Genomic DNA, 19,548 nt, shown 5'->3' on the forward strand with positions numbered 1-19,548 from the left:
GTCAGACGGAGGACGCGGGTGGTGGTGCTGGTGCGGCCGGGGCGCCGGCGCGCCGGCCGCGGCCGGCGTGGAGGGGCTGCGGCGTCGCGTCCGGGTGTACGTCCCACAGGCGTCGGGTGAGCGCGGCCCGGAGCCGCGGTTCCAGCACCGTCCCCAGGACGTAGGCCAGGGCGAGCACGACGACGCCCGCACCCACCGCGGCCCCGAGCGGTGGTGCGCCGAGCTCGACGAGGGTCGCCGCGAGCGTCGCACCCCACGCGAGGTGGACGAGGTAGAGCGGGTACGTCATGCCGGCCGCATCCTGCACGAGCCGCGTCGGCCGTGCCGGGAGCACCACCCGCGTCGCCACGGCGAGCACCACGACGGACGCGACGAGCAGGGCTGCGCCGACCGTCGGGGAGCGGGGGACGACGGCATCCGGGGCGATGAGGTCCACGTGGTCGGCGGTGTGCAGGCCGAGCAGGGTCGTCGTCACGAGCACGCCCGGGAGCACGACCAGAGCCCGTGCTCCGAACCGCCACGCGCCCAGCAGGAGGCCGAGGACGAACGCCGGGGCGTACTCGTACTGCAGGGCCACGGTCAGCACCCCGGTGGGCGCACCGGCCTGCCGCGCGGCGAGAGCCACCGCGAGCCAGGCGTAGGCGGCCGCCACGACCCGCGGGACGTCGAGGGGCCGCGCCACGACCATCACGACGGCGAGCAACGCGTAGAACCGCAGCTCGGCCCACAAGGTCCAGAACGGCGGGTCGGCCCAGGGCACGTGCAGGACGTCGCTGAGGAGCAGGGGCGACAGCAGCGCCTCTGCCGGCGTGAGCGACGTCAGGCGTCCGTCGACGACGGCGAGCACGGCGGACACGGTGGCGATCGGCACGAAGAGGGGCAGCAGCCGCACCGCTCGGGCGACCAGGAAGCGGGCCGGTCCCGTCCGGGCGGCGCTGGGCACCATGACGATGCCGCTGATGACGAAGAAGACGGGGACGCCCAGGAAGCCGTAGGCGCCGGCGCCCGCGAGCCACCTCGGCACGTCCTCGGCGTCCCACCCGAAGGCGGCGGTGGTGATGCGGCGGTCCGCGAACCAGTGGAAGAGCAGCACCGCCACGGCGGCGAGCAGCCGCATCGCGTCCACCGCAGGCATCCGCGCGCTCGTCGTCATCAGGGCCCCCCTCCCGTCGGGCGGTGACAGTACCGCGGGCGACCGGCGGCGGGAGAGGGGCTCCGACGTCAGGCGCCGAGCCTCTGCTTCACCTGCACCAGCGAGGGGTTGGTGAGCGCCGAGCCGTCGGGGAACACGACCGTGGGGACGGTGCGGTTCCCGCCGTTCACCTGCTCGACGAGCGCCGCCGCGTCCGGCACCTGCTCGATGTCGACCTCGGTGTAGGCGATGCCGGCCGAGTCCAGCTGCGTCTTGAGGCGCTTGCAGTACCCGCACCACGTCGTCGAGTACATCGTCACGGCACCCGCCGTGCCCGCCCCGGTGCCGGTTGCCGTTCCCGTCGTCCCGCTCGACATCGCTCTCCCTCTCGTCTGCCGTCCGCGGCGCGCGGCCCGGACGGTGGTGGCCGTGGTGCGGCCGGTCCCTTGCTGAACGCTGCCACGGCCCCCGTGCTTCCCGCCCGTCCGGAACCCCTCCCGACGAGGGGGCGTGCGCGGCGGCCCGCCCGCGTCGTCCGGCCGACGGGTCCACAGCCGTCCGTCGCCGGCCCGCCGTGTCGGGGGTCCCTGCGAGACTGGTGGCGATGTCCGCCGACGCCCTCCTCGACGCGCTCGACCCCGACCAGCGCGCCGTCGCCACCGCCCTCACCGGGCCCGTCTGCGTGCTCGCGGGCGCCGGCACCGGGAAGACCCGGGCCATCACCCACCGCATCGCCTACGGCGTGCGGACCGGCACGTACCGCCCGTCGAGCGTGCTGGCGGTGACGTTCACGGCCCGTGCCGCGGGGGAGATGCGGATGCGCCTGCGGGACCTGGGCGCCACGGGTGTGCAGGCGCGGACCTTCCACTCCGCCGCCCTGCGCCAGCTCACCTACTTCTGGCCGAAGGTCGTCGGCGGCGCCCCGCCGCGCCTGCTCGAGCACAAGGCCCCGGCGGTCGCCGACGCGGCGCGGCGGCTCGGCCTGGAGGTGGACCGGGTCGCGGTGCGCGACCTCGCGTCGGAGATCGAGTGGGCGAAGGTCAGCCTCGTCGCGGCGGACGACTACGAGCGGGCCGTGCTCGCGGCCGGCCGAGCGCTGCCCGAGGGGTACGACGCCCGCACGCTCGCCCGGCTGCTCACGGCCTACGAGGACGTGAAGACCGAGCGGCACGTCATGGACTTCGAGGACGTGCTGCTCCTGCTCGGCGCCGTGCTGTCGGAGCGGGCGGACGTGACGGAGCAGGTGCGCGCGCAGTACCGCCACTTCGTGGTGGACGAGTACCAGGACGTCAGCCCTCTCCAGCAGTTCCTCCTCGACCAGTGGCTCGGCGGCCGGCAGGAGCTGTGCGTGGTCGGGGACCCGAGCCAGACCATCTACTCCTTCACGGGCGCGACGCCGCACCACCTGCTGACGTTCGCCCGCACCCACCCCGGGGCCACCGTCGTCCGCCTGGTGCGGGACTACCGCTCCACGCCGCAGGTGGTCGCCCTGGCCAACCGCGTCCTCGCCGTCGGCCGGCGACCGGCCGACGTGCCCCCCCTCGAGCTCGTGGCCCAGCGGCCCGACGGGCCCGCCATCCGCTACGCGGTGCACGAGGACGACGAGTCCGAGGCGCGGGCCGTCGCCACGCGCATCGCCCGGCTCGCCGAGGCGGGCGCACGGCTGAGCGAGATCGCCGTGCTCTACCGGACCAACGCGCAGAGCGAGGTCCTCGAGCAGGCCCTGGCGAGCGCCGGCATCGGGTACGCGGTCCGGGGCGGGGACCGCTTCTTCGCGCGCCGCGAGGTGCGCGACGCGCTCGTACTGCTGCGCGGCGGCGCGCGCAGCGCCGACCCGACCGACCCCATGCCGCAGACGGTCCGCGGCCTGCTGCTCCCGGTCGGCTGGGCCCCGGAGCCGCCGGCGGCCCGCGGTGCGGCGCGCGAGCGGTGGGACCTCATGCAGGCGCTGGTCGCGCTCGCCGACGAGCTCGCGGAGACCGCCGCCCGGGACGGACGGTCCGCGACCGTGCAGGACCTCGTCGCAGAGCTCGACGAGCGCGCCGCCGCCCAGCACGCGCCGACGGTCGAGGGCGTGACCCTGGCCTCGCTGCACGCGGCCAAGGGGCTCGAGTGGGACGTAGTGTTCCTCGTCGGGCTGAGCGACGGGCTCGTGCCGATCTCGCTCGCCGAGGGGGAGGACGCGATCGCGGAGGAGCGGCGGCTGCTCTACGTGGGCGTGACCCGCGCGCGCGAGCGGCTCGAGCTGTCCTGGGCGCGGTCCCGCAACCCGGGGGGCCGCGCGTCCCGCTCGCGCACGCCGTTCCTGGCGGGCATCTGGCCCGACGACGAGCAGCGGCGGGGCCGCACCGCCGGCGGTCGGGGAGGCCGGGAGGGCTCGCGGACGCCGACCAGCGGCCGGCCCGGCGTCGGCGGCGCGGCCCTGTGCAGCGCCTCGGCGGGCCCCGCGCCCGACGCGGCGGTGCTGCGGCGGCTGCACGCCTGGCGGGCCGAGGTGGCGCGGACCACGTCGAAGCCGGCCTTCACCGTGCTCACGGACGCCGTCCTCGAGCAGGTGGCGCGCACGCTGCCGACGACCGTGCGCGAGCTCGCCCTCGTCGACGGGGTGGGCGCGGTCAAGCTGCAGCGCTTCGGGCCCGCGGTGCTGGACGTCGTCGCGGGCCGCGGCCCCGCGGTGGGTCCGCGCGCCTGACGCCGGCTCGGGACCCGGGAGAAGAGCCCGGCCACGTGCCCGGCGAAGAGCTCCCAGAAGGGCCGGGGACGAGCCCGGGGACAAGCCGGCGAGAAGATCCGGGAAAAAGGATTGTGCCCGTCGCCGGGCCGTCCCTAGTCTGGGGACGTCCTTGCTGAGAGGTCGCGCCCACGGGCCCGGCCCGCGCCGAGAGGAGGTGGCTGCTGTGGAGAACATGACCGACCTGGTCGGGGTGACGCCGCGTGGCGCCCACCTCCTCGCGCCCATCGGCGGCGCGTTCCAGGGGACGGGTCTGCCCGTCGTCAGCGGCGGCCGCGCCATCGGCAGCGGCCTCGGTGCCGGTCTCGGTACCGGCGCCCGCACCGGTGCCCCCGTCGGCGGCACCGGCCGGATCCGCACCACCGGTGGGTACGCCCCGGTGACCTGGAAGACCTCGCACCTCGTCGTCGACACGACACCCAGGACCCGCTCCGTCTGACGCCTCGTCGGACAGCCTCCCCAGGCCGCGGATCCCTCTGGTCCGCGGCCTGCTCGTACCCCCGGTGATCCCGGTGGGCAGCGGCCCGGACCTCCGCGCACTGCTCACCAGCACGGACACCAGGAGGACATCGTGCGGCTCTCGACGCTGCTCGACACGGACCAGCGCACCGGCTCCGGCCGGTGGACGGCCCTGGCCGAGGCGCCGGCCCCCCTCGCCCCCCGACCGGCGGCGGGCGCCGCCGACCCGGCATCCCGCACCACCACGGCCACGCTCGAGGAGCGGCGGAGCTTCACCTCCGTCGTCGCCGCGCTCGTGCCGTGCCGGTCCAACGACCCGGAGCTCTGGTTCGCCGAGCGGACGGCCGAGGTCGAGCAGGCCAAGGCGCTGTGCCGCGAGTGCCCGCTCGTCGCCGGCTGCCTGGCCGGTGCCGTGGAGCGCCAGGAGCCCTGGGGCGTCTGGGGCGGCCAGGTCTTCGTCGACGGCGTCGTCGTCGCCACGAAGCGGGGCCGCGGCCGGCCGCGCAAGGACGCGTCCGGCGCCGCCTGACCACCGCCCCGGCGGCCGCGGGCGTCAGCCGGTCGGCGGCAGGCCCGTGCACCCGCACCGCGCGTGCGGGTGCACGGGTTGCGCCACGCCGAGGAGCCCCGGCAGGGCCACCTCCACCACCGCACCCCAGCTCGGCGGCCGCCGCCCGTCCACCGCGGCGAGGACGTGCGCGGCGGCGAGCGTCCCGGCGACGCCGCTGAGCAGCAGCGGCTCCTCCGCGGCCGGGCGGGCCCGCGGCCCGTGGTCACCGCCGGCCGCGGGCGGGCCGGCACGTCGCCGCAGGCCCAGCCCGTCGGTGAGCGGCAGAGCGGCGTCGGGCGGCACCACCTGCGCCGCGACGACGGGCCACGCCGGGTCGTCCGCCGTGCGCGCCAGGTCGAGGCACCGCAGGCACGGGGTGCGCCCCGGCACGACGAAGGGCCCGACGAGCGCGTCCGCCTCGCGCACCACGACCGACAGGTGCGGGACGCCTGCGCCGAGCAGCACGGGGGCGCGGGCCGGGTCCGCGGCGCCGTGCTCCACGACGACCAGGACGTCGGGCCGGCGGTCCGCGGTCGTGCGGACGTCGACCCGCACGTCCGCCAGGGCGCGCGCCGCTGCAGCCACGCGCGGGGACCCCACGTCCGCCCAGCGGTAGGCGCCCGGACCCACGTCCGCGGAGCGCACGGGGCCGGGGTCGTCGAGCACCACGGTGCCGACGCCCGCCGCGGCCACCGTCGACGCGACCACCAGTCCGGTCGGGCCCAGCCCGAGCACGCCCACCACCGCGGCCTCGCGCCGGGCCAGGACCTCGGCCGCGCCGCCCCCGCCGCCGGCGAGGCACGCGGCGTCCGCGGAGACGACGGCCGCCCGTGCCGCGCGTGGGTCGGCCCGGCCCTGGTCGAGCACGCCGAGCGCGAGCAGCCCCGGCAGGACCGTGTCCGGGAGGGCGCCGACGGCCCGCGCCCCGGCCGCGCCGACCGGCAGCTCGCGCACGCGGTCCAGCGCCACCAGTGCCTCGACCTCGGCGGGCGCGAGGCCGTCGACGCGCACGGCCCACCGCGGGTCCAGGCCCACCTGCACCTCGCCCGGACCCCGACGCAGGACACGCAGGCCCGCCCGCAACCGCATCGTCCTGCCGCCCCTCTCGTGCGCCGCCCGGCCGCGGCACACCGGCGGCCGGGCGGCACCCTGCCACGACGACCCGACCCGCGGGCGCCTCCATCCACAGCCCGTGCCGCGGGACGGGACCGGGCGACGGGGGGACACGACGACGGGGTGCCACCGCTGCTGCGGTGGCACCCCGTCGGGTGGTCGGTGTGCTCGGAGACCGGCCCAGGTCTGGCCGGGTCCGGCGCGGACCGGGTGTCAGGCCTTGCCGAGGATCCGGTTCAGCTTGGTCCCGCACACCGGACACACGGCCTTGGCCATGCGGCGCCCGGACTCGGAGACGACGACGTCACCCTCGGCCTCGCGCTTCTCCTTGCACTTCACGCAGTAGAACTCACCCGCGTAGGTCTCCGCCATCACCATCTCCTGTCCTTCAGCCGCCTCGGACCGGCGGCCGGCTCGGGGGCGCGGCACCGGTCGCCGGGCCGCGCGACGCCCACAGTAGACGCACGATCGGGGGACCCGCCGCCGCACGGGGGCCCGGCGCGCCGGGCGGGCCGGGCCGGTGCTCCCGTCCGGCGGGCCGCCGCTCCACTACCGTCACCCCCGTGCGCCACCAGCACGACCTCGACGGCGTCGAGGTCCGCCGCTCCCGCCGTCGCCTGCGGACGGTCTCCGCGTGGCGCGAGCCGGACCGCACGGTGGTCGCCATCCCGGCGCGGTTCAGCCCCGCGCAGGAGCGCGAGTGGGTGCAGCGGATGCTCGCGCGGCTGGCGGCGCAGGAGCGGCGGCGGCGGCCGTCCGACGACGAGCTCGTCGTGCGGGCCGCGGAGCTGTCCGCGCGCTACCTGGGCGGACGGGCGCGGCCCGCCAGCGTCGCCTGGTCGTCCCAGCAGGGGCGGCGGTGGGGGTCGTGCACGCCCGCGGACCGGTCCATCCGGATCTCCGACCGCGTCCGCGGGATGCCGCGCTGGGTGCTCGACTACGTGCTGCTCCACGAGCTCGTGCACCTGCTGCACGCGGGTCACGGCCCCGAGTTCTGGGCCGAGGTGAACCGGTACCCGCGGACCGAGCGGGCGCGCGGCTTCCTCGAGGGCTACTCCTTCGCCCTCGAGCGCGGGGGCCCGGACGACGGACCGGACGGCGGACCGGACGACGCACCGGACGGCCGACCGGACGGCCGACCGGACGGCCGACCGGACGGCCGACCGGACGACGACGGGGTCGAGGTCGCGGTCGAGCCCTGAGGCCCGGCCCGACGCGTCCGGCCCGTGGACCTGGGCCTGACGCCGGGGCCCCCGCCGCTCAGGCCCCGGTCCCGGCCCCTCCGCGCCCGTCGCCGTGCGGGCCGTCGCCGTCGTCCTGCGGCCCCGGCGCCGTGGGGCCGTCGCCGGTGCCCTCGCCCAGGATCTCGGCCAGGACCCGGTCGAGGTCGGCCCCCTCGTCCGTCTGCTCCGCGCGCCGCCCGGCGTACCCGGCCGGGTCGTCGAGGTCCTGCGCCGTCGGCAGGAGGTCGGGGTGAGCCCAGACCGCGTCCCGCCCGGCCGGCCCGCCGTCGGCGGCGATGCGCGCCCAGAGGGCCGCCGCGTCCCGCGACCGCCGCGGCCGCAGCTCCAGCCCGACGAGCGTGGCGAACGTCTGCTCGGCCGGCCCGCCCGCGGCCCGGCGGCGGCGCATCATCTCGCGCAGCGGGACCGCGTGCGGCAGGTGCGGCAGGGCCGCCTGCGCGGTCACCTCCTCCACCCAGCCCTCGACGAGCGCCAGCGCCGTCTCCAGGCGCGCGAGCGCGGCGCGCTGGTCCTCGGTCGTCTGCGGCGCGAAGACCCCGCCCGCCAGCGCCGAGCGCAGCGCCTCGGCGTCCGTCGGGTCGATGGCGCGCACCGCCTCCTCGAGGCCCTCGACGTCGATCGAGATGCCGCGCGCGTACGCCTCGACCGTACCCAGTAGGTGCGCCCGCAGCCACGGCACGTGCGTGAACAGCCGGTTCGCCGCCGCCTCGCGCAGCGCCAGGAAGAGGCGCACCTCTTCCGCCGGCGCGTCCAGCCCCTCGGCGAAGGCCTCGACGTTCCGCACGACGAGGGCCGCGCCGGGCGTCTCGAGCAGCGGCAGCCCGATGTCCGTGGTGCCGAACGCCTCGGCCGCCAGCGTCCCGGCCGCGTGCCCGACCTGCATGCCGAACACCGCCGACCCCAGCCGGCGCAGCAGCTCACGGGGGTCGCCCATGGCGCCGAGCCCGGGCAGGCCCGGCATGCCCGGCAGCCCGGGCACCCCCGCCGTCCCGGGCCCGCCCTCGAGCTCGTCGGCGCCCGGCAACGCCTGCCCGAGGGTGCCCGCCAGCGCCAGCGACAGCGACGACGCGACCGGCTCGGTCAACGTCCGCCACGTGGGCAGCGTCGCCTCGACCCACTCCGCGCGGGTCCAGGCGCGCGGCGTGCCCGTGGCGGGCGGCAGGTCGGTCGCGGCGTCGAGCCAGAGCTCGGCGACCCGCAGCGCGTCGAGCGCCTGCCGGGACTGCGTCGGCGTCAGCGAGGGGTCGCCGCCGACGGCCGCCTGCTGGCGCGCCAGGTCGTGGGCGACCTGCCAGTTGACGGGCTCGTCGCCCGACGTGGCGAGCATGCGCTGCACCTGCTGCATGGCGGCGGCCATCGTCTGGGGGTCCGTCGGCATGCCGGACGCGGCGGCCATGGCCTCCGGGTCCAGCCCGCGCTCACGCATCTCGCGCAGGGCGTCGTCGGCGGCGGGGCCGAGCATCTGGCGCAGCATCTGCTCCCACGGCGGCACGCCGCCGTCGGGGGAGGGTCGGTCGGCGCTCATGGGTCCTCCGGGGTCGCGGGCCGGCGGTGGCGCCGGCGGTGCCCACGCTAACGACCGGGGACGGGCGCGGGCTCCCGTCCCCGCGGCACGACGCGATGGTTCGCTGAGGGCGCAGGACCTGTGCGCCGACCTGGGTGCGGGCCGTGCGTCGGCCGGACGGGTGCGCCGCGGTCGCTCCCAGGTCGCTCCCGGCCGGGTGGGCGATGATGCGGCGGTGACAGAGCAGCAGGCCGGGGTGCCCGACGAGCGCGTCGGCGGCCCCGTGGCACCCGGCGACGCCGACCGCAGCACGGAGGGCACCGGCGCGACCGGCGCGACCGGCACGACCGGCGCCTCCGGCACCGACCCCCGCACGCGCCCGGGCCGACGCGCGCTGACCCTGTCGGTCTCGCTGCTGACGACCGCGGGCCTCGCGGCGGCCGGGCTCGTGCTCCCCGTGCCCTACGCCGTCAACAGCCCCGGGCCGACCCTCGACGTGCTCGGCGAGCACGACGGCGAGCCGCTCATCACCATCGACGGCGCCCCGACCTACGACGCGACGGGCGAGCTGCGGCTGACGACCGTCAGCGCCGTCGGCGGCCCCGGCTACCCGGCCTCGGTGCTCGACGTCGTCGTCGGGTGGGTGCGCCCCGACGTCCTCGTCCAGCCCGCCGAGGACGTCTACGCCCCCGACCTCGGGCGCGACGAGCTCGAGGAGCAGAACCAGGCGCAGATGACGAGCTCGCAGGAGGACGCGACCGTCGCCGCGCTCACCCAGCTCGGCTACGAGGTCCCCGCCGTCCTCACCATCACCGCGGCGGTGGAGGGGACGGCGGCCGTCGGCCTGGTGCAGGAGGGCGACGTCCTCACAGCCGTCGACGGCGTGCCGCTGCCGGACTACGGGACGCTCGTCGGGCACCTGGACCAGGTCACCCCCGGCGACACCGTCACCCTCACGGTCACGCGCGACGGCGCCCCCGTCGACGTGCCGGTGGTGACGGGGGAGGCGGACGGCCGCGCGCTCATCGGCGTGTACATCGACCCCGCCTTCGACCTCCCCGTGGACGTGACGATCCGGTCCGAGGACATCGGCGGGCCGTCGGCGGGCACGATGTTCGCGCTCGGCATCATCGACGCCCTGACGCCGGAGGACGAGGCGGACGGCGCGGTCGTCGCGGGCACGGGCACCATCTCCGTCGACGGCCGGGTCGGCCCCATCGGCGGCATCCGGCAGAAGCTCTCCGGGGCGTCGCGCGACGGCGCGTCCTGGTTCCTCGCCCCCGACGCCAACTGCGCCGAGACGGTCGGGCACGTGCCCGACGACCTGCGGGTCGTCGCGGTCGGCACGCTCGAGGAGGCCTACGACGCCGTCGTGGCCATCGGCGCGGGCGACGCGCAGGACCTGCCGACCTGCACGGCGGACGGCCCGTCGGACGCGTCCGCGGCCTGACGCGTCGCGTCCGTCGTCCTCAGTCGAGCGTCGCGCGCAGCGCCTCGACGAGCCCCGGGACGGCGTCGGGCCCCTGCCCGACGGACGCGTCCTCGTCGTCGGACCGCGTGCGCAGCACGCACCACGAGGGACCCGCGCGCAGGACGCCGACCGCCATCCGCACGTCCGTCCGCTCCGGGTGCGTGCGCAGCACCTCGAGGGCGGCGGCCGGGTCCGCCGGCAGCGCCTCCTCCACGTGCGGCGGCACGACGAGGCGCTCCACGGTCAGCGCGACGCCGTCGACCGCCGGGGGCCAGGCCAGGGCACCGAGCAGGCCCTCGAGGTCGTCGGCGGGCGGCAGCCGCTCCTGCTCGACGGACGTGAGGTGCCAGGGGTTCTCGGCCGCCGCCGCGAGGACGTCCATCGACAGCCGCGGCCCCAGCCCCGGGTCGGAGGCGAGGGCGGCCTGGGTCCGCACGAGCGCGAAGACGCGCACCGGCCCGTCCCACCCGGCGCGGGCGACGTGGACCTCCACCTCCCGCACGGCGTCCGCCAGCGCACGGCGCGCCGCCTCCTCGTCCTGCGGGCCGGTCGCGGGTCGCGTGCTGCCTGTGCTCACGGCGCCAGCATCACACGAGTCTGTGGGAACCTGGCGCCCGGACCAGCCGTTGCGCTGTGCGGACCCGACGCCCGGGGCCGTGCGTCGGGCGGACCCGGTCTCCGCTCCGCCCGACGACGAGGAACCCGCAGCCGTGACCTTCGCCAGTGCACCACCCCCGCGCAGCCCCCAGGGCCCCCGGGCCCCCCGCCCGCCGGCCCGGCGGCGCCCGCACCCCCTCGCCGTCACCGCGGTCGTCGTCGGCCTGCTCGTCGTCGCGCTGCTCACCCTCAGCCAGGTCTGGACCGAGTTCCTCTGGTTCGGCCAGCTCGGCTTCACGCGCGTCCTCGTGACGGAGTGGGTGACGCGCGGGGTCCTGTTCCTGCTCGCCGCCGTCGTCATGGCCGGCGCCGTGGCGGTCAACCTCTCCGTGGGCTACCGCTCCCGCCCGGTCTACGCGCCCTCGACGCAGGAGCAGGCCAGCCTCGACCAGTACCGCGAGGCCATCGAGCCGCTGCGTCGCGTCGTCATGGTGGTCGGGCCCGCGGTCCTGGGCCTGTTCGCCGGGGCCGCCGCGTCCCAGCAGTGGCAGACCGTGCAGCTCGCGATCAACGGTGGCGACGTGGGCACGAGGGACCCGCAGTTCGGCCTCGACGTGGGCTTCTACCTGTTCACGCTGCCGGCCGTGCGGTTCGTCGTGTCGTTCCTGCTGGCCGTGGCGGTGATCGCCGGCATCGCGGGGCTCATCACGCAGTACCTGTACGGCGGCGTGCGCGTCGGCGGGCCTCAGGGCGCGCCCCGCACCACCCGGGCCGCCCGCGCCCAGCTCTGCACGGTCGGCGCGGTCGTGCTGCTGCTCGTCGCGGCCAACTACTTCCTCGACCGCTACTCCCTGCTGACGAAGGAGAGCGGCAACGGCCGCTTCTTCGGCGCCTCCTACACGGACGTCCAGGCGGTCATCCCTGCGCGGGGCATCCTCGCCGGCGCGGGCGTCCTCGTCGCCCTCGTGTTCGTCTACGCCGCCTTCCGCGGCTCGTGGCGCCTGCCGCTCATCGGCGTGGGCATCATGGTGGTCTCCGGCGTCGCGCTGGGCGGGATCTACCCGGCCGTCGTCGAGCGGCTGCAGGTGAGCCCCAACCAGCAGGACGTCGAGGCGCCCTACATCGAGCGCAACATCGCGGCCACGCGCGCCGCCTACGGGCTCGACGCGGTCGACACGCAGACCTACTCCGCGGCGACGACGGCCGAGGCCGGCCAGCTGCGCGAGGACGCCGAGACGGCCGCGCAGATCCGCCTGCTCGACCCGCAGGTCGTCGCGCCGTCGTTCCGCCAGCTCCAGCAGGTGCGCGCGTTCTACGACTTCCCGGAGACGCTCGCGGTCGACAAGTACGAGATCGACGGCGAGAGCCGCGACACCGTCATCGCGGTGCGCGAGCTCAACATCAACGGCCTCAACGACGCGCAGCGCAACTGGACCAACGACGTCACGGTCTACACGCACGGCTTCGGCGTCGTCGCGGCCTCGGGCAACCAGGTCGCCGCGAACGGCGGCCCGTCCTTCTGGGAGGGCGGCCTGCCCACCACGGGGGACATGGGCGAGTACGAGCCGCGCATCTACTTCAGCCCGGAGGCGCCCGCGTACTCCATCGTCGGCGCCCCCGAGGGCCGCGGGGACTGGGAGCTGGACTACCCGGACGACGAGTCCGGCGGTGCGGTGAACACCACCTTCCCGACGGAGGCCGTCTCCGCCGGCCCGAGCGTGGGCAACCTGTGGAACAAGCTGCTGTACGCGCTGAAGTTCGGCGCGACGCAGATCCTCCTGTCCGACCGTGTGACCACCGAGTCGCAGATCATCTACGACCGCGACCCGCGCGAGCGCGTGGAGAAGGTGGCGCCGTTCCTCACGCTCGACGGCCGCGTCTACCCGGCCGTCGTCGACGACAAGGTGGTCTGGATCCTCGACGGCTACACGACGTCGAACCAGTACCCCTACTCGGCGCAGCGCTCGCTCGACGACGCGACGGAGGACGCGCTGACCGGCACGGCCGCCACGGTCCAGGCCCTCGCGCCCGAGCAGGTCAACTACATCCGCAACTCGGTCAAGGTCACCGTCGACGCCTACTCGGGCGACGTGACGCTCTACGCCTGGGACGACACCGACCCGATCCTGCGGGCCTGGCAGCGGGTCTTCCCCTCCGAGGTGCAGCCGCTGTCGGCCATCAGCGGTGAGCTCATGAGCCACATCCGCTACCCCGAGGACCTGTTCAAGGTGCAGCGGGACCTGCTCGGCCAGTACCACGTCACCGAGGCGGACCAGTTCTTCTCCGGCAACGACTTCTGGACCACGCCGGACGACCCGTCGACGGACCGCGAGGTCAACCAGCCGCCGTACTACCTGACCCTGCAGATGCCGGGCCAGGAGCAGCCGACGTTCTCGCTGACGACCTCGTTCATCCCGAGCGGTGCCAACGCGCGCAACGTGCTCACCGGCTACCTCGCGGCGGACTCCGACGCGGGCGACCAGGCGGGCGTCAAGGGGGAGCGGTACGGCACGCTGCGGCTGCTGGAGCTGCCCCGCGACTCCACGGTGCCCGGCCCGGGCCAGGTGGCGAACAACTTCAACACCGACCCCGACGTGTCCACGACGCTGAACATCCTGGCCCAGCGCTCCACGACGGTCGTGCGCGGCAACCTGCTCACCCTGCCCGTGGCGGGCGGTCTGCTCTACGTGCAGCCCGTGTACGTCCAGGCGGCGTCGGGCACCTCGTTCCCGCTGCTCCAGCGCGTGCTCGTGGCGTTCGGCGACGAGATCGGGTTCGCCAGCACGCTCGACGAGGCCCTCGACCAGGTGTTCGGCGGCGACTCGGGCTTCGAGGGCGACGGGACGGGTCAGGGCGAGGCGCCCGACACCGGCTCCGAGGTCCCGGACCCGGGGACCGGCACGGACCCGGGTGACGGCACGGACCCCGGCACCGACCCCGGGACGACCGACCCGGGCACCGGGACGCGTGACCCGGGCTCGACCGCGGACGCCCGCACGCGCCTGGCCGACGCCCTGGCGTCCGCCGACGCGGCCATCCAGGCCGCCCAGGCCGCGCTGACGGCCGGTGACTTCGCCGGCTACGGCGAGGCGCAGGCGCAGCTCGACCAGGCCATCCAGGACGCCATCGCGGCGGAGGCGGAGCTCGACGCGGCCGCCGACGGCGCGACGACCGACCCCTCGGCGTCGACCTCGCCGTCGCCGGACCCGTCGGCCTCCGCCAGCCCGTGACGACGGCCGGCTGATCACCGACGAGGACCCGGGGCGCACGCCGCCCCGGGTCCTCGCGCGTGTCGGCGGTGCGGGTCGGGCTGCTGGTCAGGAGTCGATTTGGTCCTCGTCCCGAGCTGACGTACTGTTGTCCACGCCGACGCGGGGTGGAGCAGCTCGGTAGCTCGCTGGGCTCATAACCCAGAGGTCGCAGGTTCAAATCCTGCCCCCGCTACTTGTGAAGTGGCACGTCAGAGGCCCTTCCGATCATCAGATCGGGAGGGCCTTTGACGTTGCGGTCAGCAGATGGTCAGCAGTGGAGCCTGGCGAACGTGGGCGGACGCATGCGGTCGGCGGCGACGAGCCGTCCCTACGAAGGGCGGCGATCGCGCAGCAGCGCGATGAACTCGTCAGCCATCTCGAGCTCTCCGGGCCAGTTCGGCTCGGCGCTCTGCAGCAGCGCCCAGGTAGGCCTCCAGGCGGGCGTGGCTGGTGGAGTCCCCGTGGCCATCGATCGCTTCGACCAGGTCGAGAGGCTCGCACATCTCGTCGAGCGTGAAGCCGAGGGGCTTCATGCGTCGGATGAGCAGCAGCCGCTGGACGTCGTCGTCGACGTTGAGGCTGCCTTCATCGCGCGGGGCGGCAAGCCTGCGCACAACTTCAGTCGGGTCTCCCTTCCGCCCGGCATTCGACGTCGGGCGTCAGCTTTCGTACCGACGGACGAGCTCGTCGATGCGTTCGTCAACGAGTTCGCGGGCGTGCTGCTGCCCACGCAGCAGGGTGGAGACGTCGCCCCGGTCGAGCAGGACGACGACTCTGTCCCGGGCCTGCTCGCGAGCTTCGGTCCGGGCGGGCGCAGTGAACCCGCTCATCGACACGTAGATGCCCGAGACGATCGCCGGCCGGTCACGGGTGAGCTTGCCGATCAGCTCGGTTATCGCCGTCCGGCCGACGGCTTCGGCGTACCAGCGGCATTCGACCAGGGCTCGGATCGGTCGGTGGACGATTAGGTCAACCTGCTCACCTTCCCGATGCTTGCCCTTCTCAACGTCGAACCCGTGGGCCGCAAGCAACTCACGTACGAAGGGCTCGAATCTCAGCCCGCGCGCGTTGGGCTTGTCGTCCATCCCATCGAGCGTCTCAAGTTCACCGGCGAGTTCCCGCAAACGAGCACGGTTCATGCCGTACCCGCGGAACTCGGCGAAGGCCTCGGCGACGCGACGATTCTGGTGGTGCCCGTCGGCGAGGTCCCACCCGAGCATGCCGAACGCCGTGATTCGTCGCTGGCTCCACACGTGCGCGGGAAGAGCTCCGCGGTAGCTAGCGGCGAGTTGCTGAACGTCTTCCGTATCGATCAGCTCCAGCTTGCCAGTCAGGCCGGCGACCGCACGGACCTCGCGGACGACGTCCGGCGCGTGGAGGGTGTCCCAGTTCGCAAGGATGGGGTCCTCCCACATCTCCCGGACCTCCACCGCATCTGTCTCCGCTGGTGCTGCGAACGCCCATGCCCGCAGCAGAGACACCACGACGGTGATGCGCGTGGGCCGCATCAGGGGGAACGCATCGGGACTGTCGCGGGCTTCGTCGTCGTAATACCTGCCGACCCGCTCGCGGTAGTCCTCAAGCACCAGCGGCCAGTACGTCCGCGCGCCCTCGACCCACGCGGTCACCCACTCCCGGCTCGGCAGCCACCACGCGTCGGCCTCGGAGTCAAAGCGCACACTCGCCACGACGGCCAGCGTGCCACGCTCCCGTGCCCTCGTGGGTGGCGATGATTGGAAGCCAGGTCACGACCTGGCCAGCGAGGGCGAGGAGCTGGGGGAGTCGGGTGCGCCGGTGCGGCGGGCGTTGATGCCCGCGGCTGCGGTGAACCGCTCGGGGGAGTCGACGAACTCCTGGCGCAGGCTCCGGCCGCTCGCGCTCGAGTCGACACTTAGCGCGTCGAGCCATGGCTTGGCAGGGAGGGCCTCGAGGAGGTGAGAAGGGCCAGTTGACTTGCACTCCGATCTGCGGCACCCCAGGTGTGATCGCGCGCAGCCCCTTGAGGGCTCAGGCGTCTCGGGCCTTCCCGAGATACGGTCAGCGTCGCGGTGTCCAGGACGGGACCTGGCGGTTAGTGACACGAACCGCAGTTGTCACGCTGCCCCGTTGAACCGTGCAGATGCTGGGCGTGACCCGCGACGGGATGAGCAGCAACTGACCTGCAGGAGAAGGGGCGGGTGTATGAGCGAGCCCGGGCGCACGATCAAGGCCATTGTCTTCGACACGAACGTCTTCGGGAGGGCCGTCGAGCCCAACGTCGACCTGATCGAACGCTGGGCCGAGGCGTGCGAGCGCAATGACGCCGAGCTGTGGATCCCCGAGCCCGTGGCACTGGAACTCGCCGAGCGGGCGGTTCGTGCCTCGCGAGAGCACGCCGACGCCGTGAGGGCCCACAACGCGAGGCGAAAGAAGTGGGGCATGCGTCCCCTGGAAGTCCCGGCCGTGGTCACGGCCGACGACGTCGTCGAAAACCTCGTCGAGCATGGAGCGATCATCGTCGAGGTGTCCGGCGACGTCGCGCGCGATGCGCTACGGGACCAAATCCTCGGTGAGGGACCGGCCTCCACCAAGGCAGGGGTCAAGACTGGCGCGTCCGACAGTGCGTGGGCACGGGCCGTCATTGCGCACAACGGCGACGACGGGCACGGACTCATCATCGTTACCGGCGACGAGGGGGCAGCGAGCTTCCTGATCGACGAGCTTGGCGTTCTTCCGGAGAGCATCGTGGGTAGCACCGGCGAGATCCGCGACCTGCTGAACGAGCAGAGCGCTGCCACATCGGAGCAGGTCGCGCAGTTCCTAGACGCGCTCCCGGATGAGCCCGACGACAGCCAGTGGCTGATGGCGCAGACCGAGATCGAACGTCAGTGGCACCCCTTCCGCTTCCCCTCCCGCGGCGTGCTCGATGAGCCCCGATTCGAGCTCCAAGACCGCGCATTCACCCTGACTGAGGGACCTAAGCTGCGCAGCGCCGTCGAGTACGACGCCTGGTCGCAGTCGCTCACTGCACGAGTCCAGTGGGTCGTCACCGTCGATACGCAGTACGCAGACCTCGACAGCGACGAGGTCGTCATCTTCGACGACGAGTTCCCGCTCTGGATCGAAGGGGACGTTGCGGTCATGTACGACGAAGAGCTCAACGCCTGGGCGTGGGCCGAGTTCGAGGACGGCCAGGTTGTCAACGACGGCTGAAAGCGGACCCCCTGGCGACGGCCGAAAACGGACCCCCGCCCGGTGTGGTCAGTTGGTCGTGGCCGCTGGTGGGCGGCCGAGGTCGCGGTTCTTGAGGCGGTAGGAGTCGCCCTTGAGGGCGATGACGTCGGCGTGGTGTACGAGGCGGTCGATCATGGCTGCTGCAACGGTGTCGTCTCCGAAGACCTCGCCCCAGCGTCCGAACGGCTTGTTCGAGGTCACGATGAGGGACGCGCGTTCGTAGCGCGCCGAGACCAGCTGGAAGAACAGGTTGGCGGCCTCGGGCTCGAAGGGGATGTAGCCGACCTCGTCGATGACCAGCAGCGGGTAGCGGCCCAGGCGTCGCAGCTCGTCCTGCAGCCGGCCCTCGTGGTGGGCGCCGGCGAGTCGATCGACCCATTCTGCGGCGGTAGCGAACAGTGTGCGGTGCCCGGCTTGGCAGGCTCGGATCGCCAGGCCGGTGGCGAGGTGGGTCTTGCCGGTGCCGGGCGGGCCGACCAGGACCACGTTCTCGCGGCCGGCGATGAAGTCCAAGGTGCCCAGGTGCGCGATTTGCTCGCGTCGAAGGCCGCGGGCGTGCTCGTAGTCGAAGTCTTCGAGTGCTTTGCGGGCCGGGAAGCGGGCGGCGCGGATGCGTCCTTCGCCGCCGTGGGACTCGCGGGCAGAGACCTCGCGTTGCAGGCAGGCGGCCAAGAACTCCTCGTGAGACCAGCCCTCGGTGCGGGCGCGGTCGGCGAGGCGGTCCACGGCCTGACGCAGCGTGGGTGCTTTCAGCGCCCGGGTCAGGTAGGTCAGCTCGGCGGTCAGGTCCCGAGTCGTGGTCGAGGTGGTGGCCATCAGGCAACCTCGTCCAGGCCGCGCTGGGCGCAGGTGGCCGTGTCCGGTGCCGGTTCCTGCAGGCCGAAGGCGGCGTCGTAGGTGCTCAGGTCTCGTTGCTCGACCTGCTCCTGAACCGGCGCCGAGGTGCGGTGGTGACGGGCGGTGCTCGTCGCCAACGCCGCGGCCCGGTGCGCCGGGTCGGTGATGCTCTGGTGCCGGGCCCAGCAGCGCTCGTGCCGGGCCACGATCTTCTCACCGCAGGTCACCGTCACCGTGGTCAGGTCCGCCACGACCTGGACCTTGCGACCGACCGCAGCCGGGTCCACGGAGTAGTCGTTGGAAGCCAGGCGCACGTAGTGGTCGCGCGGCAGCCGGGTGCTGGTGCGCCACCCCGTCACCGGTGCCACCGGCGGCAGGGCGAGCATCGCGGCCCTGTCCGCCTCCCAGCGCTGCTCCGGGCGGCACCCCAACGCCCGGTGATGGCGGGCGTTGGCCCGCAGCAGCCACGCGGTCAGCTGCTCGTTGAAGTCCACCGGCGAGGAGAACGTGCGCCCGGGCAGGAACGATGTCTCCAGATAGCCGTTGTTCCGCTCGACCAGCCCTTTGGACTCGGGGTCCCGCGGCCGGCACTGGTGCACCCCGATGCCCAACGTGCCGCGGAACGCCTCGAACTGCTCGGCCAGCACCGGGCGGCCCGCCCGCCAGGAACCCACCGCAGGTTCGTTGTCCCAGACCAGCTCGGCGGGAACCTTGCCGATACGTTGCAGCAGATCCCAGTGCCCGCAGATCAGGTCTTCGGCCTGCCGCGAGGGCAGCATCAACGCAAACAGCATCCGCGAGTAGCCCGCGGTCATCACCAGCACCGGCGGGGACCCGATCTGCCCGGCCCCCAACGGCACCGGGACCGGCGGGAACCACAGGTCGCACTGCATCCGGTGCCCTGGCTCATACGCGGTGCGCGTCGCAGGGTCCGCCGGCAGGTAGTACGGGCGCAGCGCACGGATCCGGTCCTTGAGCACCGTCAACGAACGGTCCCATCCGATCCGCTCGGCGATCACCGTCGCAGGCATTGTCGGGCACCCGCGCAGCAGCTCCCGCACCTGCGGCTCGACCGCGTCCACGATCGAGCCCGGGCTCGCTCGCCGGTACTGCGGCGGGTCGTCCCTGGCCAACGCCCGCTTGACCGCGTTCCTCGAGATCTGCAGATCACGGCTGATCGCCTTGATCGCCTTGCGCTCGACCCGGTACAGCCGCCGGATCTCCGCCCAGTCCTCCAAGGTCATCACCCTCCTCAGCGTGGCCCGGAGGGGGTCCGTTTTCGGCCGTCGCTAGGGGGTCAGTTTTCAGGCGGCGCCGACACAGGTGACGTCTGAAGAGGACGGCTAGGTCATAGAGATAGCGGGTGCCTTTGCTGAAGCGGCTGGGTGGCGGTGGACCGGTGCTGCGGTCGGGACACCGATCGGGTGAGCAGCGACTTCGGCGTAC

17 protein-coding genes and 1 tRNA gene are annotated in these 19,548 nt (G+C 74.3%); 8 read left to right on the top strand and 10 right to left on the bottom strand.

All coding sequences use genetic code 11. The features are described 5' to 3' along the window. Nucleotide 1: 1 nt before the first annotated feature. Together AC2TDM_RS05000 and AC2TDM_RS05005 are read right to left on the bottom strand one after the other, a co-directional pair. Nucleotides 2–1,153 (bottom strand): acyltransferase family protein, encoded by a 1,152-nt coding sequence (locus AC2TDM_RS05000; RefSeq protein ID WP_484635990.1) that lies wholly within the window; start codon nt 1,151–1,153, stop codon nt 2–4. A gap of 68 nt (nt 1,154–1,221) precedes the next feature. Further along, on the bottom strand, nt 1,222–1,509 hold the full coding sequence (locus AC2TDM_RS05005) for a mycoredoxin (protein WP_484635991.1): 288 nt from the start codon (nt 1,507–1,509) through the stop codon (nt 1,222–1,224). A 227-nt stretch (nt 1,510–1,736) separates the two neighbouring features. Between AC2TDM_RS05005 and AC2TDM_RS05010 the strand changes: the two genes are divergently transcribed. The 3 genes from AC2TDM_RS05010 (at nt 1,737) to AC2TDM_RS05020 (ending at nt 4,851) form a co-directional block, all read left to right on the top strand. Next, the gene (locus AC2TDM_RS05010; RefSeq protein ID WP_090034096.1) at nt 1,737–3,824 is read left to right on the top strand and encodes an ATP-dependent helicase; all 2,088 of its coding nucleotides are present in this window, start codon (nt 1,737–1,739) and stop codon (nt 3,822–3,824) included. Nucleotides 3,825–4,029: 205 nt separating this feature from the next. Further along, a complete protein-coding gene (locus AC2TDM_RS05015; RefSeq protein WP_090034098.1) occupies nt 4,030–4,302 on the top strand; it encodes a hypothetical protein in 273 nt (90 codons plus the stop codon). A 132-nt stretch (nt 4,303–4,434) separates the two neighbouring features. Beyond that, on the top strand, nt 4,435–4,851 hold the full coding sequence (locus AC2TDM_RS05020) for a WhiB family transcriptional regulator (RefSeq protein ID WP_484635992.1): 417 nt from the start codon (nt 4,435–4,437) through the stop codon (nt 4,849–4,851). Nucleotides 4,852–4,875: 24 nt separating this feature from the next. Here AC2TDM_RS05020 and AC2TDM_RS05025 read toward each other — a convergent pair whose 3' ends face one another. Next, nucleotides 4,876–5,907, bottom strand: a complete 1,032-nt coding sequence (locus tag AC2TDM_RS05025; protein ID WP_484635993.1) for a ThiF family adenylyltransferase — start codon at nt 5,905–5,907, stop codon at nt 4,876–4,878. A 291-nt stretch (nt 5,908–6,198) separates the two neighbouring features. Then, nucleotides 6,199–6,357 carry a DUF5679 domain-containing protein gene (locus AC2TDM_RS05030; protein ID WP_090034128.1) on the bottom strand — a complete coding sequence of 53 codons (159 nt, stop codon included), beginning with the start codon at nt 6,355–6,357 and terminating at the stop codon, nt 6,199–6,201. Nucleotides 6,358–6,548: 191 nt separating this feature from the next. Between AC2TDM_RS05030 and AC2TDM_RS05035 the strand changes: the two genes are divergently transcribed. Then, complete coding sequence (locus AC2TDM_RS05035) at nt 6,549–7,187, top strand: YgjP-like metallopeptidase domain-containing protein (RefSeq protein WP_484635994.1); 639 nt, start codon at nt 6,549–6,551, stop codon at nt 7,185–7,187. A gap of 58 nt (nt 7,188–7,245) precedes the next feature. On the opposite strand, the gene AC2TDM_RS05040 is transcribed toward AC2TDM_RS05035, so the two are convergent. Next, a complete protein-coding gene (locus AC2TDM_RS05040) occupies nt 7,246–8,754 on the bottom strand; it encodes a zinc-dependent metalloprotease (protein WP_484635995.1) in 1,509 nt (502 codons plus the stop codon). Nucleotides 8,755–8,968: 214 nt separating this feature from the next. On the opposite strand from AC2TDM_RS05040, the gene AC2TDM_RS05045 reads away from it, so the two are divergent. Further along, on the top strand, nt 8,969–10,183 hold the full coding sequence (locus AC2TDM_RS05045; protein ID WP_484635996.1) for a YlbL family protein: 1,215 nt from the start codon (nt 8,969–8,971) through the stop codon (nt 10,181–10,183). Nucleotides 10,184–10,202: 19 nt separating this feature from the next. Here the strand turns inward: AC2TDM_RS05045 and AC2TDM_RS05050 are convergent, their stop codons facing one another. Further along, nucleotides 10,203–10,781: a PPA1309 family protein gene (locus tag AC2TDM_RS05050; RefSeq protein ID WP_090034105.1), complete on the bottom strand. Its 579-nt coding sequence runs from the start codon at nt 10,779–10,781 to the stop codon at nt 10,203–10,205. A gap of 133 nt (nt 10,782–10,914) precedes the next feature. On the opposite strand from AC2TDM_RS05050, the gene AC2TDM_RS05055 reads away from it, so the two are divergent. Continuing rightward, a complete protein-coding gene (locus tag AC2TDM_RS05055; protein ID WP_484635997.1) occupies nt 10,915–14,031 on the top strand; it encodes a UPF0182 family membrane protein in 3,117 nt (1,038 codons plus the stop codon). Nucleotides 14,032–14,171: 140 nt separating this feature from the next. After that, a tRNA-Met gene (locus AC2TDM_RS05060) sits at nt 14,172–14,245 on the top strand. 175 nt (nt 14,246–14,420) lie between these two features. On the opposite strand, the gene AC2TDM_RS05065 is transcribed toward AC2TDM_RS05060, so the two are convergent. Both AC2TDM_RS05065 and AC2TDM_RS05070 read right to left on the bottom strand, forming a co-directional pair. Then, nucleotides 14,421–14,666, bottom strand: coding sequence for a MerR family DNA-binding protein (locus tag AC2TDM_RS05065; protein ID WP_484635998.1), 246 nt, complete (start codon nt 14,664–14,666; stop codon nt 14,421–14,423). A gap of 45 nt (nt 14,667–14,711) precedes the next feature. Then, nucleotides 14,712–15,740, bottom strand: a complete 1,029-nt coding sequence (locus AC2TDM_RS05070) for a restriction endonuclease (RefSeq protein WP_484635999.1) — start codon at nt 15,738–15,740, stop codon at nt 14,712–14,714. A gap of 493 nt (nt 15,741–16,233) precedes the next feature. On the opposite strand from AC2TDM_RS05070, the gene AC2TDM_RS05075 reads away from it, so the two are divergent. Continuing rightward, entirely contained in the window at nt 16,234–17,244 is a 1,011-nt protein-coding gene (locus tag AC2TDM_RS05075) for a hypothetical protein (RefSeq protein ID WP_484636000.1), read from the top strand. Between the two features lie 48 nt (nt 17,245–17,292). Here the strand turns inward: AC2TDM_RS05075 and istB are convergent, their stop codons facing one another. Next, nucleotides 17,293–18,081, bottom strand: a complete 789-nt coding sequence (gene istB / locus AC2TDM_RS05080; RefSeq protein ID WP_484636001.1) for an IS21-like element helper ATPase IstB — start codon at nt 18,079–18,081, stop codon at nt 17,293–17,295. After that, nucleotides 18,081–19,349, bottom strand: a complete 1,269-nt coding sequence (gene istA / locus AC2TDM_RS05085; protein ID WP_484636002.1) for an IS21 family transposase — start codon at nt 19,347–19,349, stop codon at nt 18,081–18,083. Before istA ends, istB begins: the two co-directional genes overlap by 1 nt. Nucleotides 19,350–19,548: the final 199 nt, after the last annotated feature.

The sequence above is a fragment of the Cellulomonas sp. plas2 genome (genome assembly GCF_057221735.1).

Bases quoted from the DNA above. Each gene is read 5' to 3' on its own strand.
- istB (WP_484636001.1), bottom strand. From the start codon at position 18,081: ATGGCCACCACCTCGACCACGACTCGGGACCTGACCGCCGAGCTGACC.
- AC2TDM_RS05030 (WP_090034128.1), bottom strand. From the start codon at position 6,357: ATGGCGGAGACCTACGCGGGTGAGTTCTACTGCGTGAAGTGCAAGGAG.
- AC2TDM_RS05075 (WP_484636000.1), top strand. From the start codon at position 16,234: ATGAGCGAGCCCGGGCGCACGATCAAGGCCATTGTCTTCGACACGAAC.
- AC2TDM_RS05000 (WP_484635990.1), bottom strand. From the start codon at position 1,153: ATGACGACGAGCGCGCGGATGCCTGCGGTGGACGCGATGCGGCTGCTC.
- AC2TDM_RS05040 (WP_484635995.1), bottom strand. From the start codon at position 8,754: ATGAGCGCCGACCGACCCTCCCCCGACGGCGGCGTGCCGCCGTGGGAG.
- AC2TDM_RS05010 (WP_090034096.1), top strand. From the start codon at position 1,737: ATGTCCGCCGACGCCCTCCTCGACGCGCTCGACCCCGACCAGCGCGCC.
- AC2TDM_RS05005 (WP_484635991.1), bottom strand. From the start codon at position 1,509: ATGTCGAGCGGGACGACGGGAACGGCAACCGGCACCGGGGCGGGCACG.